The sequence below is a fragment of the Mesorhizobium sp. M0139 genome (assembly GCF_040322455.1).
GTDB lineage: Bacteria > Pseudomonadota > Alphaproteobacteria > Rhizobiales > Rhizobiaceae > Mesorhizobium.
In genome coordinates this window covers 41,819-57,226 of the sequence record NZ_JAMYTN010000003.1, presented here as the reverse complement: position 1 = coordinate 57,226, position 15,408 = coordinate 41,819, and the positions used below count along the sequence as shown (strand labels likewise).

Below are 15,408 nucleotides of genomic sequence, written 5' to 3'. Positions count from 1 at the left end.
TCATCCCTCGCCGCCGCGCCGGGACCACAAGCCGCGGCCGGGATCGTAGCCGATGACCGCCGCGAGGAAGAAGGCGATGAGGCAGCCAAGGACCACAATCGCCGCGACAGGATCGAACCGCAGATAGAGCGCGAAGCGTATCAGCTCGACCGCCGAGCTGAACGGGTTCCAGGCGGCGATTGTTGCCAGCACCGGTCCCGCCTCGGCAAGCCGCCACAGCGGATAGAGCGCCGTCGAGGCAAAGAACACCGGAAAGATGACGAAATTCATGACACCGGCAAAGTTCTCCATCTGTGTCGAAACCGAGGAGACAAGCAGGCCGAACGCGCCAAGCATCAGGCCCGCCAGCACGAGCGCCGGAAATACCGCGACGTAGCCGAGAACGGGCGGCCGCACATCCCAGAAACGCGCGATCAACAGAAACAAATAGACCAGCGGCACGCCGACGATCACGCTGGCCAGCAGGCGCGCCGCAAGCAGGTACCAGCGCGGCAATGGTGCGGTCAGCAACAAGCGCATGCTGCCCATCTCGCGATCGTAGACCATGGCCAGCGAACTCGCCATGGCATGGAAGAGCAGCATCATGGCCGCTAGCCCGGGCACCACATACACGTCATAGAGAACATAGGTCTGGTAGGGTGGCGTGATCGACAGACCGAGAACGGAGCGGAAGCCAGCGGCAAAGATTGCCAGCCAGACCAGCGGCCGTACCATCGCCGAGAGCAGCCGGCCGCGTTGCCGCAACGTGCGCAGCATCTCCCTGCGCAGGATGCCGTTGAGCGCGCGCACCGCGTGAGACGTTTTCATTCGGACTCCGTCAGCGACGCGAAGGCCTCGCCCGTGCTCGCTACACCGAGATCGGTAGCCAGGCGATCGGCGCGGCCGGCCCACCGCATTGTGCCTCGATGCAGCACCACCACATCGTCATCCGCCGTTAGTTCTTCCAGAAAATGTGTTGCCCACAGGACGGCAATGCCGCGCTCGCGGCAAAGCTCCCGCACGTGCCGCTCGAGCGCGCGGCGGCCAGGCACGTCGAGCCCGGTGGTCGGCTCATCCAGCAGCAAAAGGCGTGGGCTATGCATCAGAGCGCGTGCTATCTCGACACGGCGACGCTGCCCCCCGGAAAGCGCTCGGGCAGGATCGTCGATCCTGTCCAGCACGTCCAGCCGGCCGAGTTCGTGGATGGAGCGCTCCTTGCTCAAGGCCTGGCTAAGCCCATGCAAGGCCGCGTGGTAACGCAGGTTCTCGCCGGCCGTCAGATCGAGATCGAGGGTCGGCAACTGGAAGACGACCCCCATCTGCGTCAACGCGGCGGACGAGTTGACATCCATCGCCTGGTCGAAGACATGCACCGAGCCGGAGCGGGCGTGATAAAGCCCGGTGATCAGCGAGAACAACGTCGTCTTGCCGGCGCCATTGCGGCCTAGCAAGATGCACATCCTGCCTTGGGCCACAGAGAAAGAGACGCCGTCGAGAACCCGCCGGTTTCCGAAACTATGGCCCAGATTCTCGACCGACAAGGCTTTCATGGCCCGATCACGACGCCCCACGGCCCCCGCCCTACCGGCAGCGATTTCACCACCTCCTGGTTTTCCAGATCGATAAACGAAATATCGCCGGAATTTCCGTTTGCGCTGACCAGGCGCTTCTCGTCGCCGGAGAGCGCAACGTGCCAGGGTCGTTGACCAACAAGGTAGAGCCGACGGACCGCCAGCGTTTTCACATCGACTTCCGCAATCCTGTTGGCGGGGCCGAGCGCCACATAGACGGTCGTGCCATCGCGAGACGTCGCCATGCCGACCGCCTGCACACCCTCGCGTCGTATACCCGGCACCTCGAACTCGACTTTGCCGGTCTGTGCGCGCGTTGCCGTGTCGAAGACGGTGACAGTGCCCCGGATCTCCGAGGACACCCAGAATTGCTTCCCGTCCGGCGAGAATAAAGCCGCGCGCGGCCGGGTATCGACCAGCAGATTGTCGACGAGTTCAAGCGTGCCTGCGTCGATCAGATGCACCATGCTGGTGGTCTCCGAAGTGCAGGCGACATAGCGGCCGTCGGCGCTGGCCGCCATTCCTTCCGGTTCGACGCCGACATCCACGGTGCCGATGACCTTGGCCGCGGCGATGTCCACCACCGACACCAGATTGTCATTCTCGTTGGCGACGAACAGCCGCTTGCCATCGGGATGGACTGCGAAGAATTCCGGATCGGCTCCCGAAGGCAATTCCCCGACGACCCGCCGCTTCGCGACGTCGACCACGTCGATGCGGTTGTCGTCGCCTTCCGCGACGAACAGCATCTTGTTGTCGATCGACAGTGCCAGCCCGCGCGGACGGCGGCCGACATCGATCGTCGCCAGCAAAGTCATTGTCACGCCGTCGACGACCGCAACCGTATTATCCTGCTCATTGGAAACATAGATGGTCTCGGCGGCGGCGGGAGCAGCAAGAGCGAACGCCGCCAACAACAGCGTCATCAGAACTTGCATGTGCTCTCCTCCAGGTCGATGCCCAGCGTGTCGAGCGGCGTGCGCTGATGCAGGAAGCCCGGTTGCGGTGAGCTGGAAATCAAGAGGCGAGGCCCGGCGATCAAAATGGGCTGGCGCATCTGTCCGTCCCAGGGACGGAAACTAAGCCCCTGCCCCTTGAAGCCAGCGAGAAGAAACGCGTCGCCGCGTATATATCTGCCGATTGCCGCGGGATCGAGACTGTGCAGGCGCGTCGCCGCTTCGCCGATACTGCGCACAGCGAGCCAGGCCGCGTAGTCGCTGGGCAACATCCAGCGCCTTGCCTGCCTGTGGAAACGGTCCTGCAGTTGCGTGGCGCCCCATTCCTCGCTGACAGCGCTCCAGCCTGTGGCGACAAGCCCTTGCGTGCCGGCGACGATTCTCGGCAGCGCAGTGCGGCCCTCCAGATAGGCGCCGAATTCATCCGCCTCGTCGGCGACCACGAGCACATCATAGTCGCTGACCTGCGTGACCGCCGGTATTTCGGTCTGCAGCGTGACATGCCCTGTATCGGCACGTCCGTTGGCGGGCCTGAATGTCCACGGCTGGTCGATCGTGACCTCGGCTCCGAAGCGAGCCGCCGCCCGTCGAAAGGCCGCAGCCATCGCCTGATCCTGCGAATGCGGCCCCACAAGCAGGAACCAACGCTGCCAGCGCTTCCAGGCGAGATATTGCGCCAGCCCGTCGGCGAGCATGGCGCGGCTCGGGATCGTGTGCAGCACGTTCCGACGGCAGTCCTGCTGGCGAAGCACGTCGTCCGGCGCCCGGCTGTTGAGCAACGTCATCTGCTCGGCACCGGGCGCGGCACTGGCCTGTAGAAGCTGACTGGCGTCGAGATCGGCGACGACAAAGGCGATGCCGGCATCGGCGAATTGTCTTACCGCGTCGTCCGGCGTTTCGGTTGGTTTCAATATCCTTTCCTCCAGCCGAAATTTCTGCCCAAGAAACCGGCCGGTGCTTTCGTCGTCGGCAATGCCGAGCCGTGCGCCTTGCAGGCCGTCGTCGGTGACGGTTTCATCAAGGGGTCCAAGGGGCAGAGCCGGTTTGCGCTCCTGGCCGATATACCCGATCACCATCGTCTGTTGCTCGGTGACGCCAGGGCCGGTGATCAGCAAAAGAAAGAGAAGGCCCAGCAACAGTCTCATTGTGTCGCCCCCAGCCCAAAGCGCGACGATCCCGCTTCATCGCCACGAGAGATTGCGACATCGCGCACGATGCGCGCCGGCGATCCCTCCAGAACAATAACCCGATCACCCAGCGACGAGGCATATGCGAGATCATGCGTAACCAGCAGCGTGGTAGTCCGCCGACTGGCGAAACAATCCTGCAGCAGGCGGCGCATGTCTTGCGCGGTCGCCTCGTCGAGTGAAGCGAATGGCTCGTCGAGGAGCAGGAGCGCAGGCTCCACGGCGAGCGCCCGGGCAAGCGCTACGCGCCGCGCCATACCGCCCGAGAGTCGCTGCGGATAGCTCTTCTCATTGCCTTTCAGGCCGACAGCGGCAAGCCACCGGGCCGCATCGGGCGCGCGATCCGGGATGGCCATCTCTACATTGCGCAAGGCGGTGAGCCAGGGCAGCAGCCTCGGTGTCTGGAACAGCATGCCTATCGGAAGCGGTCGTCCGCTCACGCTGCCGCGAAATTCGCGGTCGACGCCCGAAACGATCGACAGCAGCGTCGACTTGCCGACACCGGAAGGGCCGGTCAGGACGCAGACCTGTCCGTCGGCTATATCAAGCGACAGCGCGCGAAAGATCGTCCGGCGCTGTCCGTCGTCACCGGGGAAAGTCTTGTCCTCGATCCTGATCCTCAGCATCAGCGTCGCCAGGCGAACAGACGACGTTCCAACGGCACAAGCAGTCCATACTCTATGGCAAGCATCACAACGCCGAAGCTGATCGCATAGGCAAGGATGTGGGTGACGTCGAAGTTCTGAAAATAGACCTGTAGCTGGAACCCGACGCCGTTGGAGCGGCCGAGCAGTTCGGCGAGCAACACGATCTTCCACGTCAATGCCAGCCCGCTGCGCAGGGTGACGAGAAAGAACGGCGCCAATTGCGGCAGCACGACATGCTGCAGCTTTGCAGCACGCCCGAAGCGATAGAGCTCAGCCATTTCGGCAAAGTCCTTGTCCAGCCGGCTGGCGCCTTCACGAATAGTCACCACGACATTGGGGATCTTGTTGAGCGCGACCGCAAGGACAAGCGCAGTCTCGGCAAGACCAAGCCAGATATAAATTAGAATGACCGTGATCAGCGCCGGCATGTTGAGGAGTAACACGATCCAAGGCCTCATCCATATGTCGGCTCTATGCGAGCGGCCTGCCGCGTAGCCAAGGGCCGCGCCGATGACTATTGCCGACCCGAGGCTTGCCACGACGCGCGCAAGCGAGATGCCCAAATGGTATGGCAGCTCGCCCCGAACCACTTCGTGCAGGAGAACCGAAACAACCTGGACCGGACCAGGAAACAGCCGATCGGCGGCGATCGATGATGCAATCTGCCAGACGAGCACCATGGTCAGCAATGCCGCAGTGGATTGACAACGCTGCATTGTGATGGGGAACGCTGGGACATCGGTCATTGGCGCGAGCTCAAGCCGGTATGGCCCGGAAGACACCAGGATCGAGGCTCGTCGCCTTGCCGACCAGATCCTCGCCGCCCAATTCGGCCAGGATTGCAAACAACCGGGCCGCGCCATCACGTTCGTCTTTGCCGAACCGACGAGGGATTCCGGCTCGATAGGCGGCGCGTAGCGCCGCCTGTAGGTGAGGATCGTCCGTGCCCAATTGGGGCGCGAGCACCCGCCATTCGTCGTCCGAAGACTCGAGCAGCGACTTCGCTGCCGCGGTCGCGCTCGTGAATCGCGCGAGGGCTATCGGGTTGGCCCGCGCCCAGCTTTCATGGAAGACGTAGCCGAGCATCGGCAAGTCCACGGATACGCCAAGCCCCTGCAGGATTTGCGCGACACTGAGCAGAGGCCTTGCCCCCTCTGACTCGAGACGGGCGGCGAAATTCCAGAACGTCAGCAGTGCATCCAGTCGCCCCGCCAGAAATTCCTGCTCCAACAAAGGCGGCGCGCCGAACACTGGCTCCACCTCTTCAGCAAGATCGCGCTTCACCTGACGGAGGCCGAGCGCGCGCAACAGGATCCAGCTTTTGTCCAGCGGACCACCTGCGATCCCCAGCCTTTTGCCCTTGAGGTCCGCAAGAGTTCGAATGGGCGAGCCTTGCGGCAGTTCCAGCGCGCCGACGGCACGAGAATAGGGATAAAAGACCAGATCAGCGCCTTCGCTGCGCTGGCGCATGACCCACACCCAGTCCGAAACGATGACGTCGACGCTGCCGGCCAGCAATGCGGTCTTACCGGCTTCGGTACCGGCAAGCCGCTGAGCCTCGATTGATACGCCGTGCATGGTGTCCAACGCATGTCGCCGCATGACGTCAACTTCCCAGGCGGCGGTGCCAAATCCCAGCACGCCAAATCGCACGAGCGGCGATGGCTGTGGCGCGGCTTCTGCGGAAGCACCCAATAGCCAGCAACAAATACCCGCAAGAGCGGCCCGCCGCGAGATGTGACCCTGATCATGCCGGGTCAGCCATTCGCCTGGAAGGGTAGCAGTCAGCACGGGCGCACCGGGTGTGAAGGAACTTTCCTAACGCCGTGGCGGCAGGAATGTTCCTCAATGGTGCATGGAACTAACGGGAAAGCACCTAAGGTCCGTTTTTCAGCTCGTATAGCAGCCCGGGGGGCTTGTTCAGGCGAACAGAAGAAGGTGTCAGGGGCTACGGTCCGCTCTTGGCATCATCGACCTCCAACGCGTCCATTACAGGTGCCGGATCGCTCTTTTCGGAGCTCGGGCTCTGCACCCCGGACCCGGCGTTCTCGATCGCTTGCACGATAGCATCTTCGATGTTTCCGAGTTCGTCCTCCCTTACTTCACGCCCATAACCAGCCACCTCGGCATCTTGCTCGAATTGCTGAGCGAGCACCGCGACGCTGACTTCCTCTCGACCAGGAAGTGTGCCGACATTCTCCTGTAGCCAGTTTTGAAAAAACTCTCTGGTCGCGCTCATCTCAGACCACCCTTTCGCCAAACTAAGCGCGACGATGAGCCGAAGTTCCATGATGCGTTCACTTTCCCAGTGGCGGCTGTACTCACAGCGTTGGGAGCCACGAGGTTTTTGCAGGCTTGATGAGGCAGTGGCCTTTCTCTTCACGACTCGATTGGAGTTCACTCTTATCGCGCAGTGTGCATCCTGATTGCGTCCATTTCGACCCTGTGGAACAAGCCTGTTGAGTTGAAGTTAGGCCCTATGCCAAGCTTTTCGGGCGAACCAAGTTTTTCGGGCAAACAAGTTTTTGACGTTGCCATCGTCGGCGGCGGCCCCGCGGGGCTCGCTGCAGCCATGTATTTAGCCAGGTTTCTGCGTTCGGTGATCTCGCTCGACGCGGGGCATGCGCGTGCCAAGCTCATCCCAAAATCCCGCAACTGTCCCGGCTTCCCCGACGGCATCAGCGGGGAAGAACTGCTCGGCCGCCTACGAGCCCAGGCACAGCTATACGGCGCGAGCCTTGTCCATGGTTGCGTAGGCCACGCCGAAAAACGCGAAGGTTTTTTTGTCCTGACGACCACCTGCGGGATTGTCCAAGCAAGGCGCGTGATTCTGGCAACGGGCATTGTGGACAAGGCACCTCCCATTGAAAGACTGGAGGAGGCGATTGCAACCGGCATTGTCAGACTGTGCCCGATTTGCGATGCATATGAGGCCCGGGGTAGCCGCATCGGCGTTGTTGGTCCGGAGCATCTCGCCGTCAGGGAGGCTCTGTTCCTGAAGGGATATGGCAGTCAGGTCGCCTTGCTCGCCAATAACCAGGATGATGTTTCCGAAGCTGCCCGCGGCGCCGCCTTGGCAGGCGGAGTTGAAATCTGGGACGCTGTCGATGACCTGATCCCTCGACGAACCGGGTTCGATGTCGTCATGGCCGAGGGCGCCCCGATGCGCAACATCGATGTGGTGTACCCTTCGATGGGCAGCGACGTACGCTCCGAACTCGCGGTTGCTCTGGGGGCTAACTGTGACGCAGAAGGCTATGTCCTGGTCAACCGACACCTTGAGACTTCAACGCCAGGACTCTATGCCATTGGCGACGTGGCCGAGGGGCTCAATCAAATTGCTGTTGCGTTCGGAGACGCCGCCAAGGCTGGAACTCACATTCATAACGACCTCCGCGATTGCGCCGAGCCCGCGACGAACTTCCGGCGAAGTTGACCTGCAGATGCGAACGCACCGTACCGGCTCACCTTTGGCTGCGTTGATGCCCGGAACCTGTTCCACCCGGCGTGAGACTACCGGCTTCGGCTTTGCTAGAGTTCTCCCAGGCGCAGCCGCTGGGTTGATGGACGGGCACGCGCTGGCGAACGGCTGGAGGAAGGAATGAAAATTCTCGTCACCGGCGCGTCAGGTCTGATTGGAGCCGCGCTTTGCGCGCGCCTGGCCGGCGAGAGTCATGAAGTGGTCCGCGTGCTTCACCACGCAGACACTGGCGTCCACCCGGAGATCCCAACCGTTTCCCTGGATATGGCGCGGGCCTTGCGACCTCAGGACTGGACCCCCTATCTCGCCGGTGTGGACGCCGTCGTAAACTGTGCCGGCGTCCTGCAGGATAGTGCCCGGGAAAACACCCGGCATGTCCATTCTACCGGCGCCTCGGCTCTCTTCACCGCGTGTGAGCACGCAGGTGTGAATAAGGTGATCCACTTTTCTGCCATCGGGGTCGATCGCCAGCAGCCGTCCGCCTTTTCCGCCAGCAAGCTCGCCGGCGATGAGGCACTGATGGCACGTAGCCTTGACTGGGTCATCCTGCGCCCCTCCGTAGTACTGGGAAGGCCGGCCTTCGGCGCAAGTGCACTTTTTCGCGGCCTCGCGGCGTTGCCGCTCTTGCCGTTGATGCCCGACACGGGCCGTCTCCAAGTCGTCCAACTCGATGACGTGATCTCCACCGTCCTGTTCTTCCTCAAACCCGGCAGCCCATCGCACCTCACGCTGGACCTGGCTGGGCCCGAGGCACTTTCGATGAGCGAGGTCGTGGGTCGCTATCGCCGCTGGTTCGGATGGAGCAGTGCTCGGGAGTTCATCTTGCCCAATTGGGCCGCAGCTATCTTATACAGGTTCGGGGATGCCGCGGCTCAGCTGGGCTGGCGCCCGCCGATGCGCAGCAATGCAGCAAAAGAGATTGCCCGAGGCGCTGTCGGCGATCCCCAACCCTGGATGACGGCGACCGGCATTCAACCATCAAGTCTTACATCTGCACTGCGTTTAAATCCTGCGACGGTGCAGGAGCGATGGTTCGCCGGTCTTTACTTCGTCAAGCCGGCGCTCTTTGTCATCTTGCCGCTCTTCTGGATCATGACGGGCATCATTTCCCTCACTGCCGGCTGGCGCAGCGGAGTTGATTTGCTGATTGGCACTGCTGCCGGCCCCTTGGCCGAACCGGCGGTAGTCGCCGGCGCGCTGGCTGACATCGCCGTCGGGGCGCTTATCGCCTGGCGCCCAACCAGCCGGCTTGGTCTTTTCGGCGCAATCGCGGTATCGCTTTTCTATGCGATCGCTGGGAGCATTCTGCGGCCGGATCTTTGGCTCGAGCCACTCGGGCCGTTGATCAAAATCCTCCCGATCCTCGTTCTGCATTTTGCAGCGCTGGCCATTCTGGAGGAACGCTGATGACGTACTTCGTGCTTAAATACCTGCACGTAATCGGCGCTGCTGTGCTGCTCGGAACTGGTGCCGGCATTGCTTTTTTCATGCTTTTGGCACACCGGACCGGGAATGCCGCGACGATCGCAGCCGTCGCCCGCATTGTCGTGCTGGCTGATTTCCTGTTCACGGCTACGGCCGTTATCGCACAACCTCTGACCGGACTGGGCCTCGCTAGGGTTGCGGGGTATTCGCTGTCCGAAGGATGGATCGTTCTCTCGATCCTGCTCTACATCTTGACGGGCCTGTTCTGGCTGCCTGTCGTGTGGATGCAGATCGAGATGCGAAATCTAGCCACACAGGCCGCACTCTCCAACCAACCTCCTCCCGAGCGCTACCATCAGCTGTTCAGACGCTGGTTTGTCTTCGGCTTCCCAGCTTTCGGCGCCGTGCTCGCCATTTTCTGGCTGATGATTGCGCGCCCGGCAATCGAGTGGTCATCGTTGTAGCTGCGATCGGCAAGCACTGGGCCGTGAATTCATCCGTCGCGCCTAGCTGGCTCGTGCCGGCGCGATGCACTGCGGTCGGGAACCACGGTCACTGCCGCGAGTTCTTTCGCATGGCCAATCATCCCGTCACCGGCGTGCTTACCTCAATCGGCACATTAACCTCCCGCCCCGCGGCATTCCTGATCCTGTTGGTCTACGCAATCCTTTGGATGATCTTCGAGCGACAGACCCTGGACTGGCATGGAGCGGCTACCTTGTTTACGTGGGCCATGACGCTGTTCATCCAGCGTGCCGAGCACCGCGACACTCAGGCCATTCACGCCAAACTGGATGAGATCCTGCGATCAGACCACAATGCCTCGAACATCACGCGGATCGACGATGAAGAGCCCGAGGAAATCGAAAAACACCGCCACCGCAGGCAGCAGGACGACTGATGAGCGGCGTTTTGGTTTCACGGCAGGACGAGTAGCGGGTTTCCAGCTTTTGACGCCTATCCAGCCCCGCCGCCTCCTGCGCTCAGGGCCAAGGCCTTCGATCGTTGCTGCGGCTGTGGTTCAGCGACGGAAGGATCGGAGCCCCTATTGTTCCACCGCATCCAGAAAAATTGGCCCGAGAACCAGGTCGGGCAAATCGGCCGGCTCGAAATGCGTCATTCGCCTTTCTGGTTGCGCTCAACGAACTTGTTGAAACGGCTGGTTTGTCCGTCACCAGTCTTGGACTGGTAAAGAAAGGCCAGATCGTTCTCGTCGAATATGCGGAAGAACTCGTCCCATTCCACCGGCTCGAATGCTTCCTCGGGTTTGCCGAAGTCGATCCGCAGGATGCCGCCCGCCCCTTTGGTGCGAACCACTGCCGGCCGTCCATCCCTCTCCTCGGCCCATTTGCGGATTTCGTCGTGATTGGTGGTCGTTTGCGACTGGGACATTGAAATCTCCTTTGATCATCGGCGTTGCCAACATCGGGCATCGTCGGGGCTGCCGGCGTCCTAACAGCACAAGGGCGGCAATGTTCCGGCACGGCGCGGCGAGCGCGATGTGGCTGCTTCCGGACGAAGCCGGCCAAAGGAACTTTGTTGAAGCCAAGGGAACAAACCTTTTGCCGAAAAGTTCGGGTCGCCAAGATTACCTGTCTGAGGAGTGGTCGTGAAACGGATATTGGTTACAGGGGGCTGCGGCTTCATCGGCCGGCATGTCGCCCAGGAACTCATCGAGCAGGATTATTCGGTTCGCATTTTGGATGTGCTGCTGGAGCAGGTGCACGCAGGCGAAACAGTCGCCCTTCCCGCCGGGGCCGAGCTGATCAAGGGCGACATTCGGGACCGGGAGGCAGTCGCCAAGGCGCTGGAAGGCGTTGACGCGGTCATTCATCTGGCCGCGGAAGTCGGCGTCGGACAGTCGATGTACGAGATCGCGCGCTATGTCGGCACCAACGATCTCGGCACCGCGACGCTGCTTGAGGCGCTGATCAAACACCCGGTCGAGCGCATTGTCGTCGCCTCATCGATGAGTGTCTATGGCGAGGGCCTCTATGCTACATCGGACGGCCGGCGCATCGACAATGCCCGGCGCAAGGCGAGCGACATCAAAAACGGACAGTGGAATCCGCTGTCGCCGGAAGGCGAACCCCTCTCCCCCCTGCCGACGGACGAGGAAAAGCCGGTCGATCTCGCCTCTATCTATGCACTGACGAAATACGCCCAGGAACGCGCCGTGCTGATCTTCGGCGAAGCCTATGGCATCGATACGGTCGCGCTGCGCCTGTTCAACGTCTTCGGCGCCGGCCAGGCGTTATCGAACCCCTATACCGGCGTGTTGGCCAATTTTGCTTCGCGTCTCGCCAACGGCCAACGTCCAATGATCTTCGAGGATGGCGAACAGAAACGCGATTTCGTCCATGTGGATGACGTCGCCCGCGCCTTTCGTCTTGCGCTGCAGCAACGCCAGGCAAGGGGTCACGTCATCAACATCGGCAGCGGCCGAGCCTATGCGATCAGCGACGTCGCGCGGGTACTTGCCGAGGCCATGGGAACGCCGGACCGCTCGCCAGAACTGCTCGGCAAGGCGCGCTCCGGCGATATCCGCAACTGCTTCGCCGATATATCCAAGGCCCGTGAGCTGCTCGGTTTCGAGCCGAGGCAACAACTGGAGAATTCGCTCGCCGATTTCGTTTCCTGGGTGCGCAACTCTTCCGCCATCGACCGCGGCGCCGACATGAAACGCGAGCTCGAAGAACGTGGGCTGGTGTCATGAATACGCGCAATCGACGCGCCGCCCCGGTCGCCATTGTCGGCGGCAGCGGCTTCATAGGATCGAACCTGGCCGACAGCCTGTTGTCGGATGGCGAGCCGGTGCTGGTGATCGATAATCTCAGCCGCCCCGGCGTCGAACAGAACCTTGAATGGCTGGCGCAAAAGCACGGCAGCCGCCTCATGGTCGAAACCATTGACGTGCGAGACGCCAACGCGCTTGCGCCCGTTCTGAAGAGTTCCAAGGCGATCTTCCATCTGGCCGCGCAAACCGCAGTCACAACGAGCCTGGTCCAACCGGACGAGGATTTCGACATCAACCTTCGAGGAACGTTCAATGTCCTCGAGGCGGCGCGGCTGAGCAGTGAGTTTGTTCCGGTGGTCTTCGCCAGCACCAACAAGGTCTATGGCAGCCTGCCCGACGTCGCGGTGCGCGAGGACGGCGATCGTTACCTGCCTTGCGACGGCATCATCCAAGCGAATGGCATTGACGAGACCCACAGCCTGGATTTCTGCACGCCCTATGGCTGCTCCAAAGGCGCGGCGGACCAATATGTGCTCGACTATGCCAAATCCTACGGCATGCCGACGGCGGTGCTGCGGATGAGCTGCATTTACGGGCCGCGCCAGTTCGGAACCGAGGATCAAGGCTGGGTCGCGCACTTCCTGCTGAGTGCGCTCACGGGACGTCCAATCACCATTTACGGCGACGGCAGACAAGTGCGCGACATACTGCATGTCTCCGATGCGGTCGCCGCCTACAGGGCCACGCTCGATCGTATCGAGACGACCAAAGGCCAGGCATTCAATCTTGGCGGCGGCCCCGATAATGCGATCAGCCTGCGCATGCTGTTGAGCGAGATCCGTAGCTTGACCGGCCATGAGCTTTCGATCCGCCATGATGGCGAACGCACCGGCGATCAGCCCTTCTTCGTCGCCGACACCCGCAAGATCAAAGCGATGCTTGGCTGGAAAGCTCGTGTTTCATGGCGCGAAGGCATTCGCGATCTCGCAGACTGGCTGCAAAAACACCGGCTCCAGCCTCGCCCCGAAGTCGTGAGGTACGTCGCATGAAAATCGCCCTGGTAAACCCGTTCTGGACCTATGACGACAGCATTTATTTCGGCTGCCGCCAACCACATCTCCCGCTGGAACTCGGCTATTCGAAATCCCTGCTCGAAACAGCCGGCCATGAGGTGCTGATGCTGGATGGGCAATTGCAGAAGCTCGACAACTCGGACCTCTCCGAGCGTGTGGCTGATTTCGCGCCTGCAATGACGGTCGTCAGTACCGCCCCGACTTATCTGTTCTGGCGCTGCGCACCACCCGAGTTGCGCGTGCCGGCCGATTTCCTCAACCGTCTCGCCGGGCGCGGTGGACGCACAGTCGCGGTCGGGCCGCATGGCTCGGCTACGCCCGCGCCAACCTTGCGCAAGCTTGGCGTCGACATTGTTGTGCGCGGCGAATGCGAGGAAATCGTCGCGGAACTTGCCCGGCGCGACGACTGGAGCGCGGTCCCCTCGACCGCTTACCTGCGCGACGCCAAGGTGGTTTTGAACGGCGGCGTCCACGCCAGCTCGTTTGTCGATCATCCGCCACTCCAATGGCCATCAGACTGGATCGCAGCCCATTCGCATCACCATCACAGGTTCGATGACAAGCAGGTTGGGTTCGGCGCGGAGGTCGAAGCATCGCGCGGCTGCCCCTACAATTGCAGCTTCTGCGCCAAGATCGATTTCCGCGATGCCTATCGCCGCCGCAACCACGAGGCGGTCATAGCGGAAATCGATCGGCTGATTGCCCAGGGCGTCGGCTACATTTATTTCATCGATGAAATCTTCCTGCCGCAGAAAGCGCTGTTGGAAGCGTTGATCCATCGCGACGTGAAGTTCGGTGTGCAGACCCGCATCGACCTTTGGAAGCCCGAGCTGCTGGAATTGCTTGGTGCGGCCGGCTGCGTCTCCATCGAGGCCGGTCTCGAAAGCCTGACCGTGGAAGGTCGTGCGATGCTGGCGAAGCGCTGCCGGCTGGGTACCGAGGAACTCGCCGCGCTGCTCGTCAATGCCAGGCGTCACGTTCCATTCGTACAGGCCAATCTGATCGGCGTCGTCGAGGATGACCCTGCCCTCGTCGATTACTGGCGAACGCACCTCATCGACAACGGCGTGTGGGCCAATGAACCCGTACCGCTTTATCCATATCCGAGTTCGCCAAGCTATCGCGAGCTTTGGGGCGAACCCGACGACCTCGCCTGGGAGCGCGCCCATGATCACTATCTCGCATCATTCCAGAAGTTCAGCGACATCCAGGAAAGGCGCCCGCGTCCGCTGGCGGAACTGGAGGCGACATGTTGCGGACACTGACGCCGCGCTCGCGGCGCATCCTGATGACGGTCGATGCCGTGGGCGGCGTGTGGCGCTATGCGCTCGACCTAGCCAGGGAACTTGTCAACGGCGGCGATAGCGTAGTGCTTGCCGGTCTCGGTCCGCCACCGTCCAGGCAGCAGGCCGACGAGGCGGAGGCTTTCGCGAAGCTGATCTGGCTGAACACGCCGCCGGATTGGATGACCCGCAACGGCGGTGATCTCGACGCGCTGCCGCGAGAGTTGCATGCGCCCATGCGCGACCACGCCATCGACCTTGTCCATTTCAACGCGCCTTCGCAGGCGGCGGGATTCGACGCGCCATGCCCGGTCGTGGTGGTCTCCCATTCCTGCGTGACGACTTGGTTCCATGCGGTCAGAGGACAGGCGGCGGATGGCGCATGGGCCTGGCAGAAGGAGCGCAACAGACGCGGCATGGATCGGGCCGACGCGGTCATCGCGCCGAGCCGCAGCCATGCCGACATGCTAGAGACCTGCTACGGCCCGATCGCGCGCTTGAGTGTGGTCACAAATGGTGCCCGTCCTCTGCCGAAGGCCGAAAAGCATCAATCGCTCGTCTTCGCCGCTGCCCGCTGGTGGGACGAGGGCAAAAATGCGGCGGTGGTCGATCAGGCGGCGTCCCTGACGCGATGGCCTCTGTTTGCCGCCGGTTCGACGAACGGCCCAAACGGCGAGCATGTCAGCTTCAGCCATGCTGTTCCTCTGGGAGCAGTGCCGTCCGATGAGGTGCGTTCGTTGATGGCTCGCGCGGGTATTTTCGTATCGCCATCGCTCTACGAGCCATTCGGCCTGGCCGCGCTGGAAGCCGCCATGTCGGCTACGCCCCTGGTGCTATCCGATATCGCCACCTATCGCGAACTATGGGACGGGGCCGCGATATTCTTTGACGCGCGCGATCCGCACGATCTCGCTGCCTGCCTCAACCGTCTCTCCAGCGATGCCGAGCTCCGGCGAGAGCTTGGCCAGGCAGCCATCCGACGCAGCCGCAGGTTTAGGCTGACAAAGCAGACAGCGGCTATGCGCGGCGTCTACGACAAAGCGGCCTTAGCGATGGCGGAGCGCTGATC

Annotated in this window: 17 protein-coding genes; 8 read left to right on the top strand and 9 right to left on the bottom strand. The window is 62.0% G+C overall.

Features of this window, described 5'->3' with window-relative positions:
- The 8 genes from NKJ58_RS05285 to NKJ58_RS05250 all read right to left on the bottom strand — a co-directional run bounded on the left by NKJ58_RS05285 (position 1) and on the right by NKJ58_RS05250 (position 6,630).
- Positions 1-807, bottom strand: a complete 807-nt coding sequence (locus NKJ58_RS05285) for a lanthanide ABC transporter permease protein PedC (RefSeq protein ID WP_023681112.1) — start codon at positions 805-807, stop codon at positions 1-3.
- Positions 804-1,529, bottom strand: a complete 726-nt coding sequence (locus tag NKJ58_RS05280; RefSeq protein WP_352518775.1) for a lanthanide ABC transporter ATP-binding protein PedB/LutE — start codon at positions 1,527-1,529, stop codon at positions 804-806. The genes NKJ58_RS05285 and NKJ58_RS05280 overlap by 4 nt, the downstream gene beginning before the upstream one ends.
- On the bottom strand, positions 1,526-2,488 hold the full coding sequence (locus tag NKJ58_RS05275) for a PQQ-dependent catabolism-associated beta-propeller protein (protein WP_023729523.1): 963 nt from the start codon (positions 2,486-2,488) through the stop codon (positions 1,526-1,528). Before NKJ58_RS05275 ends, NKJ58_RS05280 begins: the two co-directional genes overlap by 4 nt.
- Positions 2,476-3,651: a lanthanide ABC transporter ABC transporter substrate-binding protein PedA1 gene (locus tag NKJ58_RS05270; RefSeq protein ID WP_352518776.1), complete on the bottom strand. Its 1,176-nt coding sequence runs from the start codon at positions 3,649-3,651 to the stop codon at positions 2,476-2,478. Before NKJ58_RS05270 ends, NKJ58_RS05275 begins: the two co-directional genes overlap by 13 nt.
- The gene (locus NKJ58_RS05265; protein WP_023714661.1) at positions 3,648-4,319 is read right to left on the bottom strand and encodes an ABC transporter ATP-binding protein; all 672 of its coding nucleotides are present in this window, start codon (positions 4,317-4,319) and stop codon (positions 3,648-3,650) included. The genes NKJ58_RS05270 and NKJ58_RS05265 overlap by 4 nt, the downstream gene beginning before the upstream one ends.
- Complete coding sequence (locus NKJ58_RS05260) at positions 4,319-5,086, bottom strand: ABC transporter permease (RefSeq protein ID WP_032999834.1); 768 nt, start codon at positions 5,084-5,086, stop codon at positions 4,319-4,321. Before NKJ58_RS05260 ends, NKJ58_RS05265 begins: the two co-directional genes overlap by 1 nt.
- A gap of 10 nt (positions 5,087-5,096) precedes the next feature.
- Positions 5,097-6,131 carry an ABC transporter substrate-binding protein gene (locus tag NKJ58_RS05255; RefSeq protein ID WP_031204096.1) on the bottom strand — a complete coding sequence of 345 codons (1,035 nt, stop codon included), beginning with the start codon at positions 6,129-6,131 and terminating at the stop codon, positions 5,097-5,099.
- Positions 6,132-6,288: 157 nt separating this feature from the next.
- The gene (locus NKJ58_RS05250; RefSeq protein ID WP_023667997.1) at positions 6,289-6,630 is read right to left on the bottom strand and encodes a DUF768 domain-containing protein; all 342 of its coding nucleotides are present in this window, start codon (positions 6,628-6,630) and stop codon (positions 6,289-6,291) included.
- Between the two features lie 189 nt (positions 6,631-6,819).
- Between NKJ58_RS05250 and NKJ58_RS05245 the strand changes: the two genes are divergently transcribed.
- From NKJ58_RS05245 to NKJ58_RS05230, 4 genes are all read left to right on the top strand, one after another.
- Positions 6,820-7,776: an NAD(P)/FAD-dependent oxidoreductase gene (locus NKJ58_RS05245; protein WP_352518777.1), complete on the top strand. Its 957-nt coding sequence runs from the start codon at positions 6,820-6,822 to the stop codon at positions 7,774-7,776.
- A gap of 165 nt (positions 7,777-7,941) precedes the next feature.
- Positions 7,942-9,228: an SDR family oxidoreductase gene (locus NKJ58_RS05240; protein WP_031201446.1), complete on the top strand. Its 1,287-nt coding sequence runs from the start codon at positions 7,942-7,944 to the stop codon at positions 9,226-9,228.
- Complete coding sequence (locus tag NKJ58_RS05235; protein WP_023741841.1) at positions 9,228-9,710, top strand: DUF2269 family protein; 483 nt, start codon at positions 9,228-9,230, stop codon at positions 9,708-9,710. Before NKJ58_RS05240 ends, NKJ58_RS05235 begins: the two co-directional genes overlap by 1 nt.
- A gap of 110 nt (positions 9,711-9,820) precedes the next feature.
- Positions 9,821-10,147, top strand: coding sequence for a low affinity iron permease family protein (locus NKJ58_RS05230; protein WP_023681103.1), 327 nt, complete (start codon positions 9,821-9,823; stop codon positions 10,145-10,147).
- Positions 10,148-10,362: 215 nt separating this feature from the next.
- Here NKJ58_RS05230 and NKJ58_RS05225 read toward each other — a convergent pair whose 3' ends face one another.
- Complete coding sequence (locus NKJ58_RS05225; protein ID WP_023667991.1) at positions 10,363-10,638, bottom strand: hypothetical protein; 276 nt, start codon at positions 10,636-10,638, stop codon at positions 10,363-10,365.
- 217 nt (positions 10,639-10,855) lie between these two features.
- On the opposite strand from NKJ58_RS05225, the gene NKJ58_RS05220 reads away from it, so the two are divergent.
- Genes NKJ58_RS05220 through NKJ58_RS05205 form a run of 4 tightly spaced genes read left to right on the top strand, consistent with a single transcriptional unit; the run spans position 10,856 to position 15,406 of the window.
- Entirely contained in the window at positions 10,856-11,962 is a 1,107-nt protein-coding gene (locus NKJ58_RS05220; protein ID WP_023733216.1) for an NAD-dependent epimerase/dehydratase family protein, read from the top strand.
- Complete coding sequence (locus NKJ58_RS05215; RefSeq protein WP_023804822.1) at positions 11,959-13,032, top strand: GDP-mannose 4,6-dehydratase; 1,074 nt, start codon at positions 11,959-11,961, stop codon at positions 13,030-13,032. Before NKJ58_RS05220 ends, NKJ58_RS05215 begins: the two co-directional genes overlap by 4 nt.
- Positions 13,029-14,321 carry a TIGR04295 family B12-binding domain-containing radical SAM protein gene (locus NKJ58_RS05210; RefSeq protein WP_023712229.1) on the top strand — a complete coding sequence of 431 codons (1,293 nt, stop codon included), beginning with the start codon at positions 13,029-13,031 and terminating at the stop codon, positions 14,319-14,321. The genes NKJ58_RS05215 and NKJ58_RS05210 overlap by 4 nt, the downstream gene beginning before the upstream one ends.
- Positions 14,306-15,406, top strand: a complete 1,101-nt coding sequence (locus NKJ58_RS05205; RefSeq protein WP_023804821.1) for a glycosyltransferase family 4 protein — start codon at positions 14,306-14,308, stop codon at positions 15,404-15,406. The genes NKJ58_RS05210 and NKJ58_RS05205 overlap by 16 nt, the downstream gene beginning before the upstream one ends.
- Positions 15,407-15,408: the final 2 nt, after the last annotated feature.